The organism is Quyinboa mangrovi (assembly GCF_042219825.1).
GTDB lineage: Bacteria > Bacteroidota > Bacteroidia > Bacteroidales > UBA5342 > JBHJHP01.
The window spans coordinates 204,578-225,156 of the sequence record NZ_JBHJHQ010000010.1 but is presented as its reverse complement, the minus strand read 5'-3'; the positions used below and the strand labels follow the sequence as shown (position 1 = coordinate 225,156).

Genomic DNA, 20,579 nt, shown 5'->3' with positions numbered 1-20,579 from the left:
TCAGAGATCTGTTTCATTATTCTCTTCTTTAATCAGGTCAATCTGTTTCAGGTTTGATAAGTCCTGTGCGATACTCCGTTTTTTAATTTCAGTTTCTTCGGATAAAAGTTCCAGACCACCCGGGATCTTAAACTCCTGTTGAAATGTATCTCTTATACCACTTTTTTTTATGCCAATAAGTGTCACCTTGTACATTCCTGCAGCCTCATAGAAATGTATAAGTTCACTGCCTGCAAATCCTTCATTTCCATCACCTAATTTCCAGTAAAACAACATGTATGGATCTGAGCTTTCATGTTGTGTTAGATTAATGAATTTTACAGTTTCCTGATCATTGTACATAAATGCATTAAAGTTAATTTGGCCGGAAACCTTCAATAGAGCTATTAATGAGAGAATAATAATAAGGTATAATCTATGCATGTGCGTCAGTATTAAGTGTTGCTCAAAATTATCAAAAAATATTATTAAATGCAATAGAAATACATGTTAAATTAACTCTAAATTATGAATTAGGTATATGTTTGTTTCTATTGTGTTAATTGTATCGTGATATATTGTTTTGAAAGCATGCAAGATTGCATTATTCTTACAAAATAATGGGGGAGTTGAAAAATGTAAGAGTTTTGATTCTTCAGTCTATCAGAAAGATGTATTTTGGTGACATATTGATAATTAATTTGCTTTAAAGTTTGAAAAATGACATTGATATAGTCGTGGTTTTAATGGTTAACATTGTAATGGATACCTGGCAGAATTTGAAAAAACTGTATTTAAAGAATGAGTGCTGCTTAAAAAATATAGGGTGTATGGCGGATTAAAGACAGTTTTTTTAATTTGAACCTTGAAATTTGCATAAAGTATTTTAAATTTTATGTATTTACAAAAAAATATCTATTTTTGCATCCAGATATTAAAATGACATAAAATAAAAGATTATGAAGACAAAATTGGAGTATATCTGGCTTGACGGATACAAGCCAACTCAGTCATTAAGGGCTAAAACGAGAGTAGAAGAAAACTTTAGCGGTAAATTGGAGGATTGCCCCGTATGGTCCTTCGATGGTTCATCTACAGAACAAGCTACTGGTGGCTCATCTGACCTTTTACTTAAGCCAGTGGCAATTTGCGCTGACCCAACACGTAAAAATACTTACGCTGTTATGACTGAGGTGCTGAATGCTGATGGAACTCCGCATGAGTCTAATGGTCGTGCTCATATTGATGACGACGATGAAGACTTCTGGTTCGGATTTGAGCAGGAATATTTCCTGATGGATCCGCAAACCAATAAACCTCTTGGATTTCCTGCTGATGGTTATCCTGCGCCCCAGGGACCATATTATTGCGGTATTGGTGCTCAGAATGCATTTGGTCGCGAAATTGTTGAAGAGCATTTTGATGTTTGTTTAGAAGCTGGTTTGAATATTGAAGGTATCAACGCTGAAGTTGCTGCCGGACAGTGGGAATTCCAGATATTTGCAAAAGGTGCACATAGTGCCGGGGATCAGATTTGGCTCGGACGTTATTTCCTGGAAAAAATTGCAGAAAAATATGGTGTTGTTGTAAACTGGCATCCAAAACCATTAGGTAAAGATCTTGACTGGAATGGATCAGGTATGCACGCTAACTTCTCTAACGGTTTAATGAGATCTTGTGGAGACAAAAATGTATTTACTGCAATTTGTGAAGAATTTGGTAAAAACATTAAAGAGCATATCGATGTTTACGGTGCGCACAACGATCAACGTTTGACAGGTAAACATGAAACAGCTGCAATTACTGATTTCAGTTATGGTGTTTCTGACCGCGGTGCTTCAATTCGTATTCCGGTTGGAACAATTGAAAATGGATGGAAAGGTCGTTTAGAAGACCGTCGTCCTGCTTCAAATGGTGATCCATACAAAATTGCTGCTGTAATTATTAAAACTACCAGCAAAGCGGTTAAAGGATTGTAATTAAGTTATTAGTCGATATAAAAGTAAAAAAGCTGCCTTTTGAGGCAGCTTTTTGTTTTTGTCATATATCTCAGATTCTAATAATCTATAACTGCAGACTCACAAATGTAGGTTGGAATAATTCCGGATCCGCTTATTCTTATGCTGGCCATTTCCGGAAGTGTATTCCCGGATAAAACCAGAGCCGTATCCAGTCCGAATTTGTTGCCGCCAATGATGTCAGTATAGAGTGTATCTCCCACCATCAGGATTTCTTTTCTCTTAACCTGAATATCCTGTAGTGCCCGTTCATATGCCAAAAGAAACATCTGGGCATCGGGCTTGCCAAAACGAATAAAGTTTTTACCGATAATATTTTCTACCATATCCGCAAGTGCACCAATGGCAACAGAAATATCATTTCTGCTGACCGGATAATTAATATCAGTGTTGGCAACCACTACTGTCATGTTTTTCTTTCGCAGCAGGTTTATGGTTTTATTGATATCATCGTTCCAGTTAAAACCTTCATCGTCGAGAAAAGCAAATGATTCAATCTTATCCAGGTTGTCCAAATCAACATCATTTACAGGTACAGTCTTTAAACCTACTGATTCAATGTAATGTGCTGAGGCTGGTGTGCCCAGGTATGCTACCGAATTTCCGTTTGTTAGTTTGGTTTTGAAAAATTCCATAGCCAGCATTCCCGACGAAAGGATCTTGTCGGTAGTAATATGTTTTATTCCGTGATTCTGGTACCAGTTTGCAAGTTCTTCGGGACTTCGTGATGAATCGTTGGTTAAAACATAGTAGTAAATTCCTTTGTGTTCTAAATATTCAAATGTTCTTTCAATTTCGGGAATCAGACCTTTATGGTTTTTCAATACCCCGAAAGCATCAAAAAATACTGCCTTGTAGTTTTTTACAACACTACGGAAACTCTTCGTTCTCATTTGAATCAGATTTTTAATGCATTTAAAATTTTTTCTACCTTATAATTGGCGTCCATCGCAGGGAAATAAGTTTGATATGCTTCGTTGATTAATTTCGATGAATATATCTCTCTGAAAAAGTAAGGGCCATCCTTAATAACATAATTCAGAATAAAAAACCGATAGACTTCTTTTATAAATCTTACTTCCGGTTCCGTTAAAGGAAAGACTTTATGGTATTCCTTCAGAAAGATTATAAAGCGATCTTCCATTAATGTGTCTACCAGGTAACTAAAAACTGTGCGATCACCCACCTCAGAAACAACCCTGCTGAAAAAGTAGAAATCCATCACGCGAGACGACATTCTGAACCAGTCGTAATCCCAGCGTGAATAAAACTTGCCATCGCCACTAATGGAAAAATTTCCAATGTTCCAATCAACGAATACGGGGATCGTTTCGAATTCGGTTGTATAATTAACCTTATCAGCATTGTTCAGATAATATTCGCAATGCTTCTTTACCATGTCTTTGTGATGCTCACACATCTTGATTTCGTCCCTGTTAATCCTTTTTAAAAGGTTATGAATATCGGTAACGGTGGTTTTTGAGGGATTTGGTAATTGGTTACACACGTTAGTGCAGGCCAGATGAAATCTGGCAAGCTCCCTCCCCATCTTTCGGATCTGTTTTTCGTCCAGCCTGCGGGGAAGCTTATGCATAGTTCGGATAGGATTGTAGAATACAACCCATGCGCTGTGATGTTCCTGATGAAAAAGATAAATGAATAGTTCATTCTTTTTTACCAGCGATTGGGCCAGAAAATTTTCATAGGGTCGTTCAAGATTGTTGGCAAGATTGTTAATGATAATATGATCTTCCCTGAAATCCTCAAAACGTCCGTAATCCGAAAGTTTAGCAAAAACCGGTTCGCGTTTGTAAAACGAAATTTTATATACCTGATTTGTTGAAACATAGGCGCTTACATCATAAATGCCACGGATTTCATGGCGGTCATCGAATTCGCGCCAGGCATGTTTTATAATTTGTATATAATCTATCTTCTGCATTGATTTTTATTAAATAATCTCAAAATAACGTTTCAGTTCCCAATCTGTGACCTGATTCATGAATTGTCGCCATTCCCATTCCCGTGTTTTCGTAAAATGATTTACAAAGGCATCGCCGAAAAGTTCTTTGGCTATTTTTGAAGTGGTCATTTTTTCAGTTGCTTTTAAAAGACTATCAGGTAGTTCTTCACGATTTTTATCCTGGTATGCATTCCCAACTGATTGGGGAATACTAAGTTTTAACTGGTGTTTGATACCATATAAGCCCGATGCCAGAGCTGCTGTGATGGCCAGATAGGGATTCGTATCGGCACCCGGAACGCGGGATTCAATACGTGTATTTGTTTTGTTTAAGGGAATGACCCGAACAGCTGTTGTGCGGTTATCTATTCCCCAGGTAACAGTTGAAGGTGCCCAGTCGCCATGGCTGATCCGCTTATAACTGTTAACGGTTGGGGCAAACATGGGAAGTATATCAGGTAAACAGGCCAGCTGACCGGCAATATAATGCTCCATGATTTCGCTCATTCCATTCGATCCGTTCCCATCAAAAAACAGGTTTGTTTCACCCTTTTTGTCCCATAAACTCTGATGTATATGTCCACCTGATCCCGGCAGGTGTATGTTCCATTTTGCCATGAATGATGCCATCATGTTATGCCGGTAAGCTATTTCCCTGACGCCACTTTTGAAAAGTACGGCCTTATCTGCAGCAGATATGACATCATCGTATAAAATAGCTGCTTCATAAACACCGGGACCCGTTTCTGTATGAATGCCTTCCAAAGGAACATTGAAGGCTTCCATCATTTCAAATATGTCGTTACAGTATGCCTGATTCAGCGATGTTCGCAGAACCGAATAGCCAAACATCCCGGGTGTAACAGGTTCTGGTTGCTGAAATCCTGATTGTGGCATTTCATCGGGTTTGCCTTTGAAATTGAACCATTCGAATTCCTGCGCAAACATGGCTTTAAATCCCATGGACTCACATTCTTCGTTTACCCGTTTCAGCAGACTTCTGGGGCAGGTACTTTCAGCATATTTTTTATCCTGGCTAAAATCTGCCAGGAAAAATGGCGTAGAACCTTCCCATGGAATTTGGCGAAAGGTTGTTATATCTATTTTGGCTTTTGCATCCGGATAACCGCTATGCCATCCGGTGACTTCCGAGTTGTCATAACACACATCACCTGAGTCCCATCCAAAAATAACATCACAAAGGCCAATTGTTTTATCCAGAGAATCGAGGAACTTATGTTTATGAATGTATTTTCCGCGTAATACACCATCGATATCTGCTACGGCTATTTTGACTTTCGATTCTTTTGAATCTGTAATGCTTTGTATGATTTTTTCTTTGTCCATAGGAAAATTAAATTGGAAGAAAAGTAGTTGTTGTTTCAGTAAATATCAAATTTCCACCCTTTAAAATTTATGTTATCGTGCTTTAAATTATTCACAATAATCGGAATCTTCAAACAAAATTACACATTTTCATAAGGATCACTCTTTAAACCACTCCAGATAGAAAGAATGAAAAATTTAATAACAGCCAGTTTTACGTATGTTTTTCTGTATGGTCTTGTTTTTTTGAAGGGGGTAGATTTAAAAATAGTGCAAATTATTTGATTAATGATATGAATTGTAAGGGGGTGTATTGTAAAATATTGTATTTTTGCATCCGGATTACACTGCATAAAAATGGGGTGTAATTCGTCCCTAAAAAATAGATTATTAATTGACTTAAAAGAACATTATGGCAGTTTTAAGATTTCAGGCTTTGGACGAGTTGTTCAGAAGGGAGCCTATGGATGTAAAATTTCCATCCAACAAAGTTACGGATTACTATGGAGAGTATGTTTTCAATCTTGAATCGATGCGGAAACATTTACCCAAAGATGCTCTACGGGCTGTTTTAGCAGCTATTGATAAAGGTGAACCAATTGACCGGAAAATGGCCGATGCTGTTGCTGCCGGCATGAAAGGCTGGGCCATTGAAAAGGGAGCCACACACTATACGCACTGGTTTCAGCCGTTAACAGATGGTACTGCTGAGAAACACGATGGTTTTATTGAATTTGGAGATGGAGGCGAAATGATTGAAAACTTCAGCGGAAAGCTTTTGGCTCAGCAGGAACCTGATGCATCTTCTTTTCCTTCCGGTGGGATCCGTCAAACTTTTGAAGCTCGTGGATACACTGCATGGGATGTGTCATCACCTGCTTTTATTGTTGGTACAACATTGTGTATCCCTACAATTTTTATTTCCTATACAGGAGAAGCACTGGACTATAAGACTCCTCTGTTAAAAGCTCTGGCTAAAGTAGATAAGGCAGCAGTAGATGTATGCCAGTATTTTGACAAAAATGTGACAAGGGTAAACTCTAACCTGGGCTGGGAGCAGGAGTACTTTCTGATTGACGAAGCATTATACAATGCAAGGCCTGATCTGGTACTTACAGGAAGAACTTTAATGGGACATTCATCATCCAAGGACCAACAGCTTGATGATCATTACTTTGGGTCAATTCCTGAAAGAGTGGCCAAGTTTATGATGGCACTTGAAATTGAAGCGCACCAACTTGGTATTCCTGTTAAAACAAGACATAATGAGGTTGCACCAAACCAGTTTGAGGTTGCCCCAATATTTGAAGAAACGAACCTGGCAAATGATCACAACCAGCTTTTGATGGATATCATGAAAAAGGTTGCGCGAAGGCATAAGTTCCAGGTTCTGTTCCACGAAAAACCGTTTAAGGGAATTAATGGATCAGGTAAACATAATAACTGGTCTTTATCAACAGATACCGGGATTAACCTGTTCTCTCCGGGTAAAAATCCAAAGAGCAATACGCAGTTTCTTACATTTCTCGTCAACACCATGGCAGCTGTTTATAAAAATCAGGATTTGTTGAGAGCATCTATTTTAAATGCGGCAAATAGCCATCGTTTAGGAGCAAATGAAGCTCCTCCTGCTATTCTGTCTGTATTTACGGGATCACAAATTGCAGGTATGCTGGAAGATCTTGAGGAAAAAGTGACCAACAAAAAAATGTCACCCGAAGAAAAAACAGCATTAAAGCTTGGCATTGGACGAATTCCTGAAATCTTACTGGATAATACGGACCGTAACAGAACCTCTCCGTTTGCATTCACTGGTAACAGGTTTGAATTCAGGGCGGTTGGTTCATCTGCAAACTGTGCTCCGGCAATGACTGCACTTAATGCTGCTGTGGCCGTTCAACTTGAAGAGTTCAAAAAAGATGTTGATAAACTTATTGCAAAGGGAATCAAAAAGGATGAGGCAATTCTTCAAATGATTAAAAAGCTGATCCTTGAATCGAAGCCGATTCAATTTAATGGTGATGGTTACTCTGAAGCATGGTTAAAAGAGGCTCACAAAAGAGGTCTTACCAATATTACCAGTGTGCCTGAGTCGCTGATGACGTATTTGTCTGATCAGGGTAAAAAAGTAATGGTTGATAGCGGTATAATGGGCGAGAAAGAACTGGAGGCCCGTGTTGAAGTTGAAATGGAAAAATACACCAAGAAGATACAGATAGAAGCGCGTGTGCTTGGTGATCTGGCTGCTAATCATATTGTTCCAACCGCAATTGCATATCAGAGCAGTCTGATTAAAAATGTTAAAGGTCTGAAAGAGATTTTTGATGCCAGGGAGTTTGCATCACTTGCCGGATCCCGCATGGAATTGATAAAAGAAATATCAGTACATATTTCTACCATAAAGGCTGAAGTCAAAAACATGATTGATGCTCGCAAAAAGTGTAATAGTATTGAAGGTGAAAAGGAGAAAGCATTTGCTTATGACAAGGAAGTAAGACCATATCTTGATTTGATCCGCTATCATATCGATAAGCTGGAACTGATAGTGGATAATGAGATGTGGCCTTTACCAAAATATCGTGAACTTTTGTTCGCGAGATAGTGATCCGTTAGGTTCATAATCTTTATTTTAGGGGCTAAAGCAGGTTCTTTTTAGGACCTGCTTTTTTATTTAATATTTTTTAATACCTTTGTGTTTTATAACAATGTTGTAAAGCAGTAAAATGGCAGAGAGAAGCATTTTACATGAAGCTTCAATTTCATTAGTGAAGCAACTATGGGAATTATTAAATGAAGAACAGAAAGTTTTCGTCAGTGAAAACTATCAGGTTCATCATTTTAAGAAAAATCAGATTATTTACAAGGAGGGTGAGCAGCCTGACTATTTACTCTGTTTGGTAAAAGGTAAAGTAAAGATTTTTAAGGAAGGTGTAGGTGGCCGCGGGCAGATTGTTCGTATGGTGAAAGCGCCTGGGATTTTTGGGAAGCGTGCCTTATTTGCGGGTGAGGAGTATACAACCAGCAGTATCTGTATTGAGGAGTCAGTAATCATTACCATTCACAAGGATATTCTGATGGAGGTTTTACATCATAATGTAGAATTATCCTTATTCTTTCTTGGGAGTTTAGCTAAAGAGTTAGGTTTTTCAAATAACCTGACGGTATCACTTACCCAGAAGCACATACGTGGAAGATTGGCAGAAGCCCTTCTGTTCCTGAAAGAAACGTACGGTCTTGAAAGTGATGGAGTGACGCTTAATATTTATCTCTCACGTGAGGATCTGGCAAATCTGTCAAATATGACAACATCAAATGCCATCCGAACACTCTCAAATTTTGCAACAGAGAAGGTCATCTCAGTGGATGGCAGAAAGGTTAAGATATTAAATGAAGAGGCGCTAAAGCGAATCAGTAATTTAGGATAATATAAAAAAGGAGGCTTAAGCCTCCTTTTTTATTTATGCTATTTAAGGAATAGTCCAACCCTGAAACCTATGGTCGGAAGAAAGCCTGAATACCCCGGATCAAAAACTGTTTCGCTCCAGAAATCATCTCCTGATTTGTCTTTATCAAAATCACTTAAACGGAATCCCCAACCAAGATACATATCGAAGAAAAAGCGATCCAGTGTGCCCTGATAACCGATTAGCAGGTCATAACCAAATTGGTTAAACCTTTGGTTGATCTCATGATTAACCTGTTCTGAATAAGTATTTCCGAGTTCAACATAATCTACCCATTCATCGCCCCAGTATTTTAAGGTATAATATTTATAAACTAATCCGGCACCAACATATGGTCCTTCCGGCTTTCCGTTTTGTGAAAAGATATACCTGTAATTAACGTTTAATCCGGCACCCTTCATATCTGTGCTTTCAGGATAAAACAAGGTGTAATTTTCATTGTAATACATCTGAGGTGCAAGCGTAAGATATTGCGTCTGCTTTAGTTTAAGGTCGAAGTCGAGGCGCATGCCACTTATGATGGCATATTGTGGTACTATTCCGATGCTGAACTGCCAGTCCAGATTTTGAGTCACATTATCAGATTCGGTCTGCGCGTGTAAGGGCAGGATGAATAAACATAATATTGTTGTTAGAATCAGATTTTTCATAATGATTTACGTTTTTAGTTAATAAGTATTGAACTGATTAAAACAAGGCTTTCGTTTTCGTATGAATATTGCCTTAGTCCATCAGTACTGATCAGTAAGAGCAGGCCATCATAAGGAATTACGTCGTAAGCCCCGTTGATATCCGTAAACGTATTGATTTGGACCAGATCTGTAGCAGTATTCATTTTAAACACTTTCAGGCCGTTATCACAAACAAAAAGCAGTCCGTCGTCCGTGCCCAGACCTTTAGGATTACTCATGTTGTAGGTTCTTACCTGCTTAGGATTATAGATGTTGCTGATGTCAATCACCTGGAGCTGGTTTACAGATCTGTTGCACCAGTTACTTCCTGAACTCAGGGTTACATAGGCATAATTACCATTTACAACCACGGGATCACAGCTTACCACATGTTCGTATTTCGACAGGTATTGTGGCTGATCCGGATTGGACACATCGATGATATGCATACCTGTTGTGGTTCCAAGGAAAATCTTGTTATGATACGGGAAAATTGTTTCGATGCCTCCTCCCCAGTCAAGCTGCCAGTTCGATTTCTGAGTTATGGTACCTTCATCTGTGATATCAAATGTTTTGAGGCTGTATCCGTCAACCGTATAAAGCTGATCACCAATAATGGTGAATCGTGCCATGCTTCCACCGGTTCCGGTTCCGCCATCAGTACTATATTCAGAATCGCTGTAGGTAAAGTTAATATCGCTGTTTTCGCATGAACCGAAAATTATTATCGATACTATGCTTATGATGTATAGTTGCTTTTTCATGACTCACGTTTTATCCAGTTAACAATTACGGTATTGGCAGGGCGGTGTCCTTTCCTGAACTGATCCGGTATATACCTCAGTTCAGGATGATACAGTTCAGGAAATACATTTCTGACCCGTTTTACTTCCTGCACATTATTCAGGTCAGAAATATTTACTGAGACCAGGTCTACAGCATTATCAGCAAACAGAATGTTGCCTTTAACGGCTATATCAACAACGCCCGGAATAGTAATGAAGGCCAGGTTAGCCGGACTTGAAGGGTTGTAATCGTTAATGATATGCACACCTTTAAATTTCTCCACGATGAAAAGCAGGGAATCCTTGATGTAGATCTTTCCCGGATTTTCCATTGTTACCGGATCAACTGAATGGATCGATTTTTCCAGGTTGGAACGTTCCATTAATACCGGGGAATAGTCACTGTAATTCGATAAATTATCCGCAGAGAATCCCCATAACGTAGTTACCACTACGAGCAGAAAAGCATACTTTCTCATATTTTTAAATCTTACGGTTTAATAAATACTTTTTTCCCTCCTCCTATTTCAAAACCAAGTTTGAAAGAAAGATAATTGAGTTTAGTTACATCATTTGGGATCAGGTTGTATTCTATACCAAAACGAATATGTTCCACACTGAAACCCATGCGGAGCATGGCACCAGGCAAAAGCAGTGTTTCGTCGTTGTTAATAAATACATTCTGTTCGTTTAGAGATGCATAATATAAACCAAGGCCCACTCCGGCAAATGGTCTTAATTTATGGGTGTTAAAATAATAATCACATGTTCCTGTGATAGAGGATATATAGCCATCGCTTTCAATATTTCTCCAGTAAAGGCCATTAGCGGTTGCTGAATTTATAATGGATTGATCTTTTTGAGAAAAGTAGACGTATTCATATCGGCCTCCAATGGTAATTCTGTTGGTCATGTTCAGTTTTAATTCGGCATAAGGCGTAATGAACCCGGCATGCGGACCGGTCAGTTCCCCAAATGCCATCCCAATATCAAGCTTAACAGGTTTATATATCAGTTGCGCCTGAACCGGAATCAGAACTGTAAACAGTATTACTATATAGAGTAACCTTTTTACCATATTTATTTCACTATAAATGTATATACCGCATTATCGTAAATACTGGCATTTGAAAAATCTTTGTTGTCATATGAATTGACATTGTCCGTGATGTTAAAATGATATTCAACAAATGCCTGGTATTCGAAACTCTTATCACTATTTAAATAGAAATCCAGATCATACCAATAATTTTCGCAGTTGTCTGTACATGGATTACGAAGCTGTTCCTCATTATCGGGATTCGGATAATTAATAAAGTTGATGGAATATTTACCGATATCCGGAAACTGCAATCCGATTTGGAGTTCCGGAAGCTTGTCCGGATAGCCGAATGATACAGTTATCAGGTCACCTTTTTTCGATACAAGCTTCCCCGAATTAATGATCATGTTATATGCAGGGGAGGTTGTTTCAATGAGGTCTGTGATTTTGAACTGGCAGGTAAATTTGGCCTGATCCAGCGGAATATATACACCCTGTCCTGATATTTTATCTGTGAATAGTTCATTGTTAATAGTCAGATTCAGCCATAAGGTGTCTCCTGATGGCACATTTCCTTGCGGTGTTACTGACACATACTGGTCAAATACCATTTCGTTGTCCGTTGGAATTCCATCCATGTAATACGCTGTTTCTCCGGGATCACTTTGCGCACATGAAATAAAACCGAGTATTGCAAGAAGGTTTATATAATAAATTAATTGCTTCATCTTAATACAAATTAATGTCGTTGTCCGTTGATATAATTTTAATCTGAGGTAAAACACCATCAGTTTCAGGTGCGATCACAAGCTTTTCGCCCAGATCGGTTTTTTTAGCTTCATGTTCTATACTGTTAATTTTTCCTCCTTTTGTTTCAAGATCAAAAGAGTAGCTTCCTTCCGATTTATTAATGATTGTTGTTTCGCAATAGTTGGTTTGCAGATCTGTTACCAAAGGATTCCCGTTCAAAAATAGCGAAATATTACCAAGGGTTGTGGTTCCTGATATATCCCCGCTTACCGATTGCAGTTTGATGCGTGTGTTTCGTGTATTGATGCTTCCTGTTATCGTGCCTTTGATAACAGTAAGCTCACCAAGCGAAATGTTTGCGTTAAGTTGCGATGTACAATCATCAAGTTCTGCTTTGGCATATTCAAGATCAAGCATGATGCCTTTGTCTAATTTTTTTAAAACAATATTTCCGAGTTGATTTTTTATTTTGACGTGACACCATTCCGGAACCTTTAGAATGTATTCATTTTTAAATATCGATCCTGATTTATCATTGGCGTCGTTAAAAAGAATGTAGTTTTTAAGGAACAGCCGCTCTTTTGTGCTGTTCTCCACAAATTTCTGAGCTTTCAAATGATCTTCCGCAATTTCCTGACTTGAATTTTTTACAATCTGTTTCAGTTGAAGTTCAACCGTATTGCCGGAAATAGTTTCTATTGTGATATCAGCCTTTTCAGCATCAATTTCCAGCAAAAATTCATCGGAGTAAGTATAGCTCTTTTCAATAATCCGGGTCAGGACCTTAACCTTTGTCTGGGCCTGAACCGAAAGCATGAAAATGCCCAAAATAAGCGCTATGTATAATTTTAATCTCACTCTGTCAGTTCTTTTGCTTTTTTAGGTGTGATCCCGAAGCCAATACCAATTTTAATAAAAGGCAGCAATTTGTTTTTGGGGATCAAATCGTGGTATATCTGCATGTTTATGCCAAACGACATGTCAAAATAGCCGATATCCAGAAACCTTCGCTGAACGCCATACCCAAGTTGCAATAGTCCTAATGCCTGGATCTCGTTAACCGGAAGTTCGCTCAGGTCATATTCATAAAAATACTGCCGGTTCAATTGCGATTCCAGCAAAGATGGTGTATCGCCAAAAGGAAATGCAATACCTGCCATAAAGTAGTTTCCGGAAAAACCGTTGGTATTTTTACCGCGAAGTTCCCTGAACCTGAAATTATGGTAGTATTTTAATCGTACCTCCGGGGTGACCATGTACTTTAATCCATTTTGTTGTGATACACCAAAACCATCGACTCTTACTCCCGGTTCAACAGTAAAACTCTTATAGATACGTTGTTCATAAACGAAAGAAGGGATCAATTGTCCCCAATCTACCGCATTCAGTTTAAATAAACTGTTAATTTGAGTCTTGTCGCTCGATAGCAGGTTGAAAAGCCGGTCGTATTCACTGGTTTGCAACGAACTGTCCTCAGTTATCAAAACACGGGTTTCCTGTGCTGATGCAGCAAATACAATTACAAATAATATGGCAGTAACAACAGATCTCATTTAGAACATAGCTATTAATTTGCGTTGAATGGTTGACAGTTCCAGATTGATGTGTTCAATGTAAACATCAATCTGAGGATCAGAATCGTATGATTTCAATGTATTCAATTCACTTTTCTGTGCTTTCAGTTCATCCAGTTGTTTTTTAAGCTTTGCAAATTTGTCTGAACTGCAAACGGATGGATACTGATCACAATAGATGGTTATTTCCTTGTTCATTTCCGGAGCCTGTTCCGGTATTACATCTTCAGTTATGATTTCTTCAGCAACCAGAATCTGCTCGTTTTGCGATCCTGTTCTTAATAACAATGTTAGTGAAAAAAGAATAATTACGGAAGCTGCAACTGCCCAGTAAGGCACTAACCTGCGGGTCTTTCTTTGAGGTAGAGCCTCAGTAATGTTATTCCATATATTTTCCGGTGCTTTGTGTTCAGGCAGTTTATCGAAAGAAATTGCAAGTGGCAGTTTTTCTTCAATGCTTTCCCACAACTTTTCATCCACAGAATGAGTTGGCAGTTGCGACAGTTTATCTTTTATGTTGTTATAACCTTTCAATATTATTCAAATCGTTAAGCGTTGTTTGTAATTTTTTTTTGGCCCTCGATAGCTGAGACTTGCTTGTTCCTTCACTGATGTTCAGCATTTCGGCAACTTCTTTATGCTTATAGCCTTCAACCTCCACCAGCAGGAAGATTGTACGGTAACCTTCGTCCAGTGAAAGTATGGCGTTTTCAAGCATTTCACCCGTCAGTTCATCATCAGGATGAAATGGTTCGTACGAATAAGCTTCCTCTATGTCAGAAACATATACGCGCTTTCTTACTTTTTCCAAAGCTGTACGGATAAAGATCGTTTTCATCCAGGCTCCGAGTGTTGATTTTGCACTGAAGCTTTCAATCTTTGTAAAGACTTTAATAAATCCCTCCTGCAAAGCATCCTCAGCGTCCTGAGCGTTTCCTAAAAACCGGTACAAAATAGAATACATGGCATCTTTGTACGACATGAATAGTTCATACTGAGCTTTCCTGTCGTTTTTTAATGCCCCTTCAATAAGGTATTTCTCTTTGTCACCAGGTTCCTTCATTCGATTAATTCAGTCAAAAGAGGTTGATATAGTCAAAACCGTTGCATGCAGAATTAAATTAGTGCAATTTAATTAAATAAGGTTTCACAAAAAACCATAATAATTAGTTTTGAAGATAAATCATTATTTGTTAATTTGTGTTGTTAAAATAATAAGTTATGAGGATAGGAATCTTATCGGCAGGTGGTGATTGTCCCGGAATTAATGCCACCATAAGGGGTGTTGGAAAGACTGCCATTGTAGAATATGGCATGGAAGTTATCGGAATCTCAAATGGTTTCAGCGGATTATTATATCATGATTATGTTGAACTTACCGAGAAGCAGTTGTCAGGTATTCTGACACTTGGAGGTACGATTCTGGGAACCTCCAGGGAAAAACCTTTTAAGAAGATGGAAGATGACATTGTTGCAGATAAACCTCAGGTCATCAAGCAGAACTATGAAAAGCTTGGCCTGGATTGTCTGGTATGCATCGGAGGTAACGGAACTCAAAAAACAGCCAGCCTTTTGGCCGAAGAAGGATTAAACGTGATTGGAATTCCCAAAACAATTGATAATGATATTTGGGGAACGGATGTTACCTTTGGTTTTGATTCTGCCGTTAATATAGCTACAGATGCCATTGACAGACTACACACTACTGCCAATTCACACAAAAGAGTAATGGTAATCGAGATTATGGGTCACCATGCCGGATGGTTAGCTTTGCATTCAGGAATGGCCGGAGGAGGTGATGTTATTCTTTTGCCGGAAATACAGTACGATATAAATACCGTTTGTAAAACGTTGAAAGAACGTTCCAGAAAGGGAAAACCATATTCAATTGTGGTCGTCGCTGAAGGTATTAAAACGCCCAATGGGAAACCAGCCGGACGCTATATTGCAAAACAGATTACAGATAAAGCTCATTTGGAAACCAGGGAAACCGTGTTGGGTTATATTCAAAGAGGAGGATCGCCTACGCCATATGACAGGATTCTGTCAACCGAATTCGGAGGCCATGCTGCTGAATTGATTCATGAAAAGAAATTCGGACAAATGGTTGCTCTGATAGACGGTAAAATTACTTCTGTGCCATTGAGTGAAGTCGCAGGCAAACTCCATTTGGTTCAACACGATGATCCGCTTGTGGAGCAGGGGCGCAGGATGGGTGTTTGCTTTGGAGAAAAGGTAAAATCGGGTGAAAAAGTTAAAGAATAACCTGTTTAACCGGATTAATATTACTTTTGTAGCGCTGTTTCACTAAAAGGAAATGATGGTTTTACCCGGTAATATGAACCTTTCAGAAACAAATACACCACGATGGATTGTATTTGTTTTTGATGTTTTTTTAAGTGTTTTTGCAATTACATTTGCATACTTGCTGCGCTATAATTTCCAGATTCCGGATCAGCAGGATTCATATATGTTGTATGGAATCCTTGTTGTAACAGGGATCAGGGCCATCAGCTTTGTTATTTCAAAAATTTATGCAGGCATAGTCAGATATGCCACATTCCGCGATACCGAGCGTATTTTGCTTGTACTGCTGATCGGCTCAGCCTCAATCCTTTTTTTAAACGTTCTTTCCAACGGAGTCTTCGGAGGAAAATTTCTATTTCCCTTTTCAGTAATTCTGATTGACTTTTTACTGGTTGCCTTTTTAATGATCTCAACAAGGGTCATGGTCAAAGGTGTATACTGGAAACTTATGGCAAGTGAGGAACGGCATCAGGATGTAGTGATATTTGGTGCCGGGCAGACAGGCGTTATTGTAAAACAGACCTATGAACGTGAGTTGGGTGGGGCTGCCAATATTGTGGCTTTTATTGACCATAATCGCCGGAATGTAGGAAAGAAAATTGACGGGGTTGAGATCTTTCATCACTCCAGTTTTGAATCTATTGCTGAAGAATACGACATAAATACGCTTTTATTCGCTGACGATACTATTGACAAACACCTGAAAAAGGAACTGATAGAAAAAGCGCTTTCACTTAATATTAAAACACTTACGGTTCCAAAAGCCAGTGACTGGGCCAAGGGAGAGCTCAGTTACAACCAAATCAGAAAAATAAGAATCGAGGATCTGTTGGAACGGGATCCGATAAAACTGGATGAATCCAATATTTCGGAGCAGGTTAATGGGAAGTGCATTTTGGTAACCGGTGCTGCCGGATCCATAGGTAGTGAAATGGTTCGGCAACTGACCCGGTTCAATCCGGAAAAGATAATTCTGGTTGACCAGGCAGAAACACCGTTATATGATATTCAGCTTGAACTGGAAGAACAGCTGAGGTTTAAAAAATTTGAAGTTGTTATCGGGAATATTACCCGTGAACCCATGATGCGCAAGATTTTTGCCAAATACAAACCTAATGTGGTATATCATGCGGCGGCATACAAGCATGTCCCGATGATGGAATTTCATCCGGTAGAAGCTGTGCAAAATAATGTACTTGGATCACAGATACTGGCTGATCTTGCCAATGAATACGGTGTGGACCGGTTTGTGATGATCTCAACGGATAAAGCCGTGAACCCAACCAATGTAATGGGAGCATCCAAACGGATTGCTGAAATTTACATACAGTCGTTGAACAAGCTCAGTAAAACACGTTATATCACCACCCGTTTTGGAAACGTTCTGGGATCGAATGGGTCTGTTATTCCCAGGTTTAGAAGGCAGATAGAAAATGGAGGACCGGTGACCGTAACACACCCTGAGATAACACGCTTTTTTATGACGATTCCCGAGGCATGTCAGTTGGTGCTCGAAGCCGGAGCAATGGGAAAGGGTGGTGAGATCTTTATCTTTGATATGGGTGAATCCATCAAAATTGCAGAGCTGGCTAAAAAGATGATCAAGTTGTCCGGGTTGGTATTGGGAAGGGATATCGAAATTGAATATACGGGTTTGAGACCTGGTGAAAAACTTTTTGAGGAACTGCTCAATGTAAGTGAAAATACCCTTCCAACCTATCATTCAAGGATTATGATAGCCAAAGTGAGGGAGTACTCCTTTGAAGAAGCAAAAGGCGATTTACATAAACTTTATGATGTAACAGAAAAGGCAAGTACAATGGATATCGTGAAATCGATGAAAAAAATTGTTCCTGAATTTATCAGCAAGAATTCCGTTTACGAACAACTTGATAAGAAAACTCAGGTTTCCTGAACCAGATAACAGAACCGCTGATCATTGGGAGTAAGTTATTTATAAACCAAAGCATAACACCTGCTATTCCAATCAAAGGAACATTCTCTGCCAATCCTGAAAACAATATAATTGCCACGGAACCTCTCAGGGCCGGATCAGCAATGGAGAACGCCGGAAGAAAAGTCAGGATCATAAAATAAACCGGAATATAAAAGATGATTTCTGAACGGTTAGTGTGGGGAATAAAAAACAGGATCATTAAACCAAACTGAATATAAAACACGGACGTCCTTAAGCTGGCAATGGCAATGCTTTTAACAGTAAAACCTGAATTTAGCCAATCCAGCCTATTCTCTCCTTTATTAAACCTGCTAAGAAATTTACGGTTTATAAACCGTCTGAAGGATTTGCCTGAAATGAAAAAAACAAAAAATAAAAGTAGCACAATTGTGATTCCTGCAACCGGTAAAAGATAACCGAATCGATTTTCATGATATAACAAAACGAGCAGAAGGGATAAGGTTCCCCAGAGGCTGAGTGTTATGGTTTTAACGATGCCGGCCAACGCAGCGGCAATGGTTGTTTCACCTCTGTGTTCCAAAGGAAAAAAGCTCGCTCTGCCAGGCCATTCTCCAATTTTCAGAGGCGTTATCATGGCAGGTATCATACTGCCTAAAACCATTTTAAGAGAAGAATGAAGGTTTATTTTTTTGATCCCTGAAACAGAAAACTTCCAGTGCCATGCTTCCAGTATTACATTCAGGGGCATAAGGAGAACCACAAGTATAAGCATTGTGCTTTGGGTGACGGTTTTGTCGAATAGATTTAACTGGCCCCAGTGCTGAAAGGTCGCCGTTTTATAGCCAAGAAACGACCAGGCAAGAATAGCGATAAAGATTTTTAAATAGCTGCTGGTTTTAAGCCGTTGCAATTTCCTTTGTCTTTTTATTGTTCACCAGTGGAAGTACAATGACTGAAATAAACCCTACGATGATAATCATAAGGGTCATAGAAGAGTGAACAACCAGGGCAAATGTTTCGGCAGGTGTTTCTTTCACGCCAAAAAGAACCAGTGCTGAAATGGTGAGCGCGTGCCACGGACCAAAACCGCCCTGTACCGGAGCTACCATCCCATAGCTGCCCATTACAAATACGAATAATCCGACCATCGGACCAAACGACGATGTAAAATCAAAGGCAAAGAAGCATACATAATTCATCAGGTAGTAGCATACCCAGATAAAAATGGAATGGAAGATGAATAACCCTCTTTTTTCCATCTTTTTTATAGAGCTGAGACCTTCCCATATTTGCTGCATAATTTGTTTGATCCGGGTATAGCCTTTCGATTTTTTAAGGAAAAAATGTGCTGCTACAAATGCAAGAATTACACCCGCAATGGATACCCATAGCCATGGAGAAGATACAAATCCCGAAATTGCTTCTTTTACTGCGGGATGGGCATCAAGATACCGGATAAACACAGAATGTTGTGAAACAACTGCAATCAGCGTAATAATCAGCAGGATGATCATATCTATTGCACGTTCAAACATCACAGTTCCCACGAGTGTGGAAAATGAAATTTTTTCGTATTTGCTGAGCACACCGCAACGTGCAATTTCTCCCATTCTGGGAAGCCCAAGATTGGCAAAGTATCCTATCATTACAGCTAAAAAGGTGTTTTTAAGTTTCGGGCTCGATCCGGTTGGCTCAATGAGTAGTTTCCACCTGATGGTTCTGCTGATATGACTTATTAGCCCCAGAAGCAATGAAACAATAATCCACCCAACTTTAAACTCGTTTTTTATAATTGCCAGCATTTGTTCCTTGTTGGCATCGCGGTAGTAGAGCCACAGAAGACCGGCACCTATTCCCAGAAATATGATGAATTTAAGTGCATTCAGTAGTCTTTTTTTCAAAATTATACAGCTTTAGTTAATAATCTGTATACCTTTGCCAAGGTACACCACGCCACAAAATTAAGAATTCTTATTAATCGTCCTAATCGAATAACTGATAATGCAGAAAGTCCGGGCAAAAAAGCATTTGGGTCAGCATTTTTTAAATGATATCAGCATTGCAGAACGCATTGTTAACAGTCTGAACTCAACAGCCGATGTTCCGGTGCTGGAAATAGGTCCGGGCATGGGTGTCTTAACGCAGTTCCTTGCGGGTAAACGTATCCTGAAAGTTGTAGAGATCGATAGTGAGTCGGTACGGTACCTGTCAGAAAATTATCCGGATCTGCAGGGAAACATCATAAGCGATGACTTTTTAAAACTGGATATTTCTACACTGTTCGAAAAACCTTATGCTATTATTGGAAACTTCCCTTATAATATTTCATCACAGATTATGTTTAAGGTGCTTGACGCAAAAGACAGCGTGCCCGAAGTGGTATGTATGTTGCAACGGGAAGTAGCCAGAAGGATTGCCTCAGGTCCGGGAAATAAGGATTATGGAATTCTGAGTGTGCTGCTTCAGGCATATTACGATATTGAATATTTGTTTACGGTAAACGAAGGGGTTTTTACGCCGCCTCCCAAGGTTAAATCAGCCGTTATACGGTTGACCCGGAATGATGTAAAAGCACTGGAATGTTCAGAAGAATTATTTGTGAAAGTTGTAAAAGCAGCCTTTAATCAACGTAGAAAAACTTTGCGAAATTCCTTAAAATCATTCTTTAAACCGGATAACCGGATAACAGAAAATGAAATTTTTAATCTTCGCCCCGAGCAATTAACTGTAAATGATTTTGTATTTTTAACGACCGAGGTCGAAAAACAGGCTTAAAAAGGAA

The 20,579-nt window shown here is 39.1% G+C and carries 21 protein-coding genes; 6 read left to right on the top strand and 15 right to left on the bottom strand.

Features of this window, described 5'->3' with window-relative positions:
- Positions 1–423: a PKD domain-containing protein gene (locus tag ACE1ET_RS19645; RefSeq protein ID WP_375730134.1), complete on the bottom strand. Its 423-nt coding sequence runs from the start codon at positions 421–423 to the stop codon at positions 1–3.
- A gap of 515 nt (positions 424–938) precedes the next feature.
- Here ACE1ET_RS19645 and ACE1ET_RS19640 point away from each other — a divergent pair.
- Entirely contained in the window at positions 939–1,958 is a 1,020-nt protein-coding gene (locus ACE1ET_RS19640) for a glutamine synthetase beta-grasp domain-containing protein (RefSeq protein ID WP_375730133.1), read from the top strand.
- 77 nt (positions 1,959–2,035) lie between these two features.
- Here ACE1ET_RS19640 and ACE1ET_RS19635 read toward each other — a convergent pair whose 3' ends face one another.
- Genes ACE1ET_RS19635 through ACE1ET_RS19625 form a run of 3 tightly spaced genes read right to left on the bottom strand, consistent with a single transcriptional unit; the run spans position 2,036 to position 5,307 of the window.
- Entirely contained in the window at positions 2,036–2,890 is an 855-nt protein-coding gene (locus tag ACE1ET_RS19635; protein WP_375730132.1) for an HAD-IIA family hydrolase, read from the bottom strand.
- Between the two features lie 5 nt (positions 2,891–2,895).
- The gene (locus ACE1ET_RS19630) at positions 2,896–3,939 is read right to left on the bottom strand and encodes a hypothetical protein (RefSeq protein WP_375730131.1); all 1,044 of its coding nucleotides are present in this window, start codon (positions 3,937–3,939) and stop codon (positions 2,896–2,898) included.
- A 9-nt stretch (positions 3,940–3,948) separates the two neighbouring features.
- Positions 3,949–5,307: a glutamine synthetase family protein gene (locus tag ACE1ET_RS19625; RefSeq protein ID WP_375730130.1), complete on the bottom strand. Its 1,359-nt coding sequence runs from the start codon at positions 5,305–5,307 to the stop codon at positions 3,949–3,951.
- A 391-nt stretch (positions 5,308–5,698) separates the two neighbouring features.
- Here ACE1ET_RS19625 and ACE1ET_RS19620 point away from each other — a divergent pair, with 391 nt between their 5' ends.
- Both ACE1ET_RS19620 and ACE1ET_RS19615 read left to right on the top strand, forming a co-directional pair.
- Entirely contained in the window at positions 5,699–7,888 is a 2,190-nt protein-coding gene (locus tag ACE1ET_RS19620) for a glutamine synthetase III family protein (protein WP_375730129.1), read from the top strand.
- 121 nt (positions 7,889–8,009) lie between these two features.
- Positions 8,010–8,711, top strand: coding sequence for a Crp/Fnr family transcriptional regulator (locus ACE1ET_RS19615; RefSeq protein ID WP_375730128.1), 702 nt, complete (start codon positions 8,010–8,012; stop codon positions 8,709–8,711).
- A gap of 38 nt (positions 8,712–8,749) precedes the next feature.
- Here ACE1ET_RS19615 and ACE1ET_RS19610 read toward each other — a convergent pair whose 3' ends face one another.
- The 9 genes from ACE1ET_RS19610 to ACE1ET_RS19570 are packed head-to-tail and all read right to left on the bottom strand — an operon-like array spanning position 8,750 to position 14,635.
- Positions 8,750–9,400: a hypothetical protein gene (locus ACE1ET_RS19610; protein WP_375730127.1), complete on the bottom strand. Its 651-nt coding sequence runs from the start codon at positions 9,398–9,400 to the stop codon at positions 8,750–8,752.
- 14 nt (positions 9,401–9,414) lie between these two features.
- Complete coding sequence (locus ACE1ET_RS19605) at positions 9,415–10,185, bottom strand: LVIVD repeat-containing protein (RefSeq protein WP_375730126.1); 771 nt, start codon at positions 10,183–10,185, stop codon at positions 9,415–9,417.
- The gene (locus tag ACE1ET_RS19600; RefSeq protein WP_375730125.1) at positions 10,182–10,685 is read right to left on the bottom strand and encodes an LVIVD repeat-containing protein; all 504 of its coding nucleotides are present in this window, start codon (positions 10,683–10,685) and stop codon (positions 10,182–10,184) included. The genes ACE1ET_RS19605 and ACE1ET_RS19600 overlap by 4 nt, the downstream gene beginning before the upstream one ends.
- 11 nt (positions 10,686–10,696) lie before the next feature.
- Positions 10,697–11,284 (bottom strand): hypothetical protein, encoded by a 588-nt coding sequence (locus tag ACE1ET_RS19595; protein ID WP_375730124.1) that lies wholly within the window; start codon positions 11,282–11,284, stop codon positions 10,697–10,699.
- A 2-nt stretch (positions 11,285–11,286) separates the two neighbouring features.
- On the bottom strand, positions 11,287–11,976 hold the full coding sequence (locus tag ACE1ET_RS19590) for a hypothetical protein (protein ID WP_375730123.1): 690 nt from the start codon (positions 11,974–11,976) through the stop codon (positions 11,287–11,289).
- A 1-nt stretch (position 11,977) separates the two neighbouring features.
- On the bottom strand, positions 11,978–12,856 hold the full coding sequence (locus ACE1ET_RS19585; RefSeq protein WP_375730122.1) for a hypothetical protein: 879 nt from the start codon (positions 12,854–12,856) through the stop codon (positions 11,978–11,980).
- Complete coding sequence (locus tag ACE1ET_RS19580) at positions 12,853–13,551, bottom strand: hypothetical protein (RefSeq protein ID WP_375730121.1); 699 nt, start codon at positions 13,549–13,551, stop codon at positions 12,853–12,855. Before ACE1ET_RS19580 ends, ACE1ET_RS19585 begins: the two co-directional genes overlap by 4 nt.
- A complete protein-coding gene (locus ACE1ET_RS19575; RefSeq protein ID WP_375730120.1) occupies positions 13,552–14,106 on the bottom strand; it encodes a hypothetical protein in 555 nt (184 codons plus the stop codon).
- Complete coding sequence (locus ACE1ET_RS19570; protein WP_375730119.1) at positions 14,093–14,635, bottom strand: RNA polymerase sigma factor; 543 nt, start codon at positions 14,633–14,635, stop codon at positions 14,093–14,095. The genes ACE1ET_RS19575 and ACE1ET_RS19570 overlap by 14 nt, the downstream gene beginning before the upstream one ends.
- 158 nt (positions 14,636–14,793) lie before the next feature.
- Here ACE1ET_RS19570 and ACE1ET_RS19565 point away from each other — a divergent pair, with 158 nt between their 5' ends.
- Both ACE1ET_RS19565 and ACE1ET_RS19560 read left to right on the top strand, forming a co-directional pair.
- On the top strand, positions 14,794–15,837 hold the full coding sequence (locus ACE1ET_RS19565) for a 6-phosphofructokinase (RefSeq protein ID WP_375730118.1): 1,044 nt from the start codon (positions 14,794–14,796) through the stop codon (positions 15,835–15,837).
- 52 nt (positions 15,838–15,889) lie between these two features.
- Positions 15,890–17,794 carry a polysaccharide biosynthesis protein gene (locus ACE1ET_RS19560; protein ID WP_375730117.1) on the top strand — a complete coding sequence of 635 codons (1,905 nt, stop codon included), beginning with the start codon at positions 15,890–15,892 and terminating at the stop codon, positions 17,792–17,794.
- Here the strand turns inward: ACE1ET_RS19560 and ACE1ET_RS19555 are convergent.
- Together ACE1ET_RS19555 and ACE1ET_RS19550 are read right to left on the bottom strand one after the other, a co-directional pair.
- Positions 17,742–18,707 (bottom strand): hypothetical protein, encoded by a 966-nt coding sequence (locus tag ACE1ET_RS19555; RefSeq protein WP_375730116.1) that lies wholly within the window; start codon positions 18,705–18,707, stop codon positions 17,742–17,744. The two genes, ACE1ET_RS19560 and ACE1ET_RS19555, sit on opposite strands and share 53 nt — an antisense overlap.
- Positions 18,694–19,698 (bottom strand): lysylphosphatidylglycerol synthase transmembrane domain-containing protein, encoded by a 1,005-nt coding sequence (locus tag ACE1ET_RS19550; RefSeq protein WP_375730115.1) that lies wholly within the window; start codon positions 19,696–19,698, stop codon positions 18,694–18,696. Before ACE1ET_RS19550 ends, ACE1ET_RS19555 begins: the two co-directional genes overlap by 14 nt.
- 100 nt (positions 19,699–19,798) lie before the next feature.
- Between ACE1ET_RS19550 and rsmA the strand changes: the two genes are divergently transcribed.
- Entirely contained in the window at positions 19,799–20,572 is a 774-nt protein-coding gene (gene rsmA, locus ACE1ET_RS19545) for a 16S rRNA (adenine(1518)-N(6)/adenine(1519)-N(6))-dimethyltransferase RsmA (protein WP_375730114.1), read from the top strand.
- The last annotated feature ends 7 nt before the right edge of the window (positions 20,573–20,579 follow it).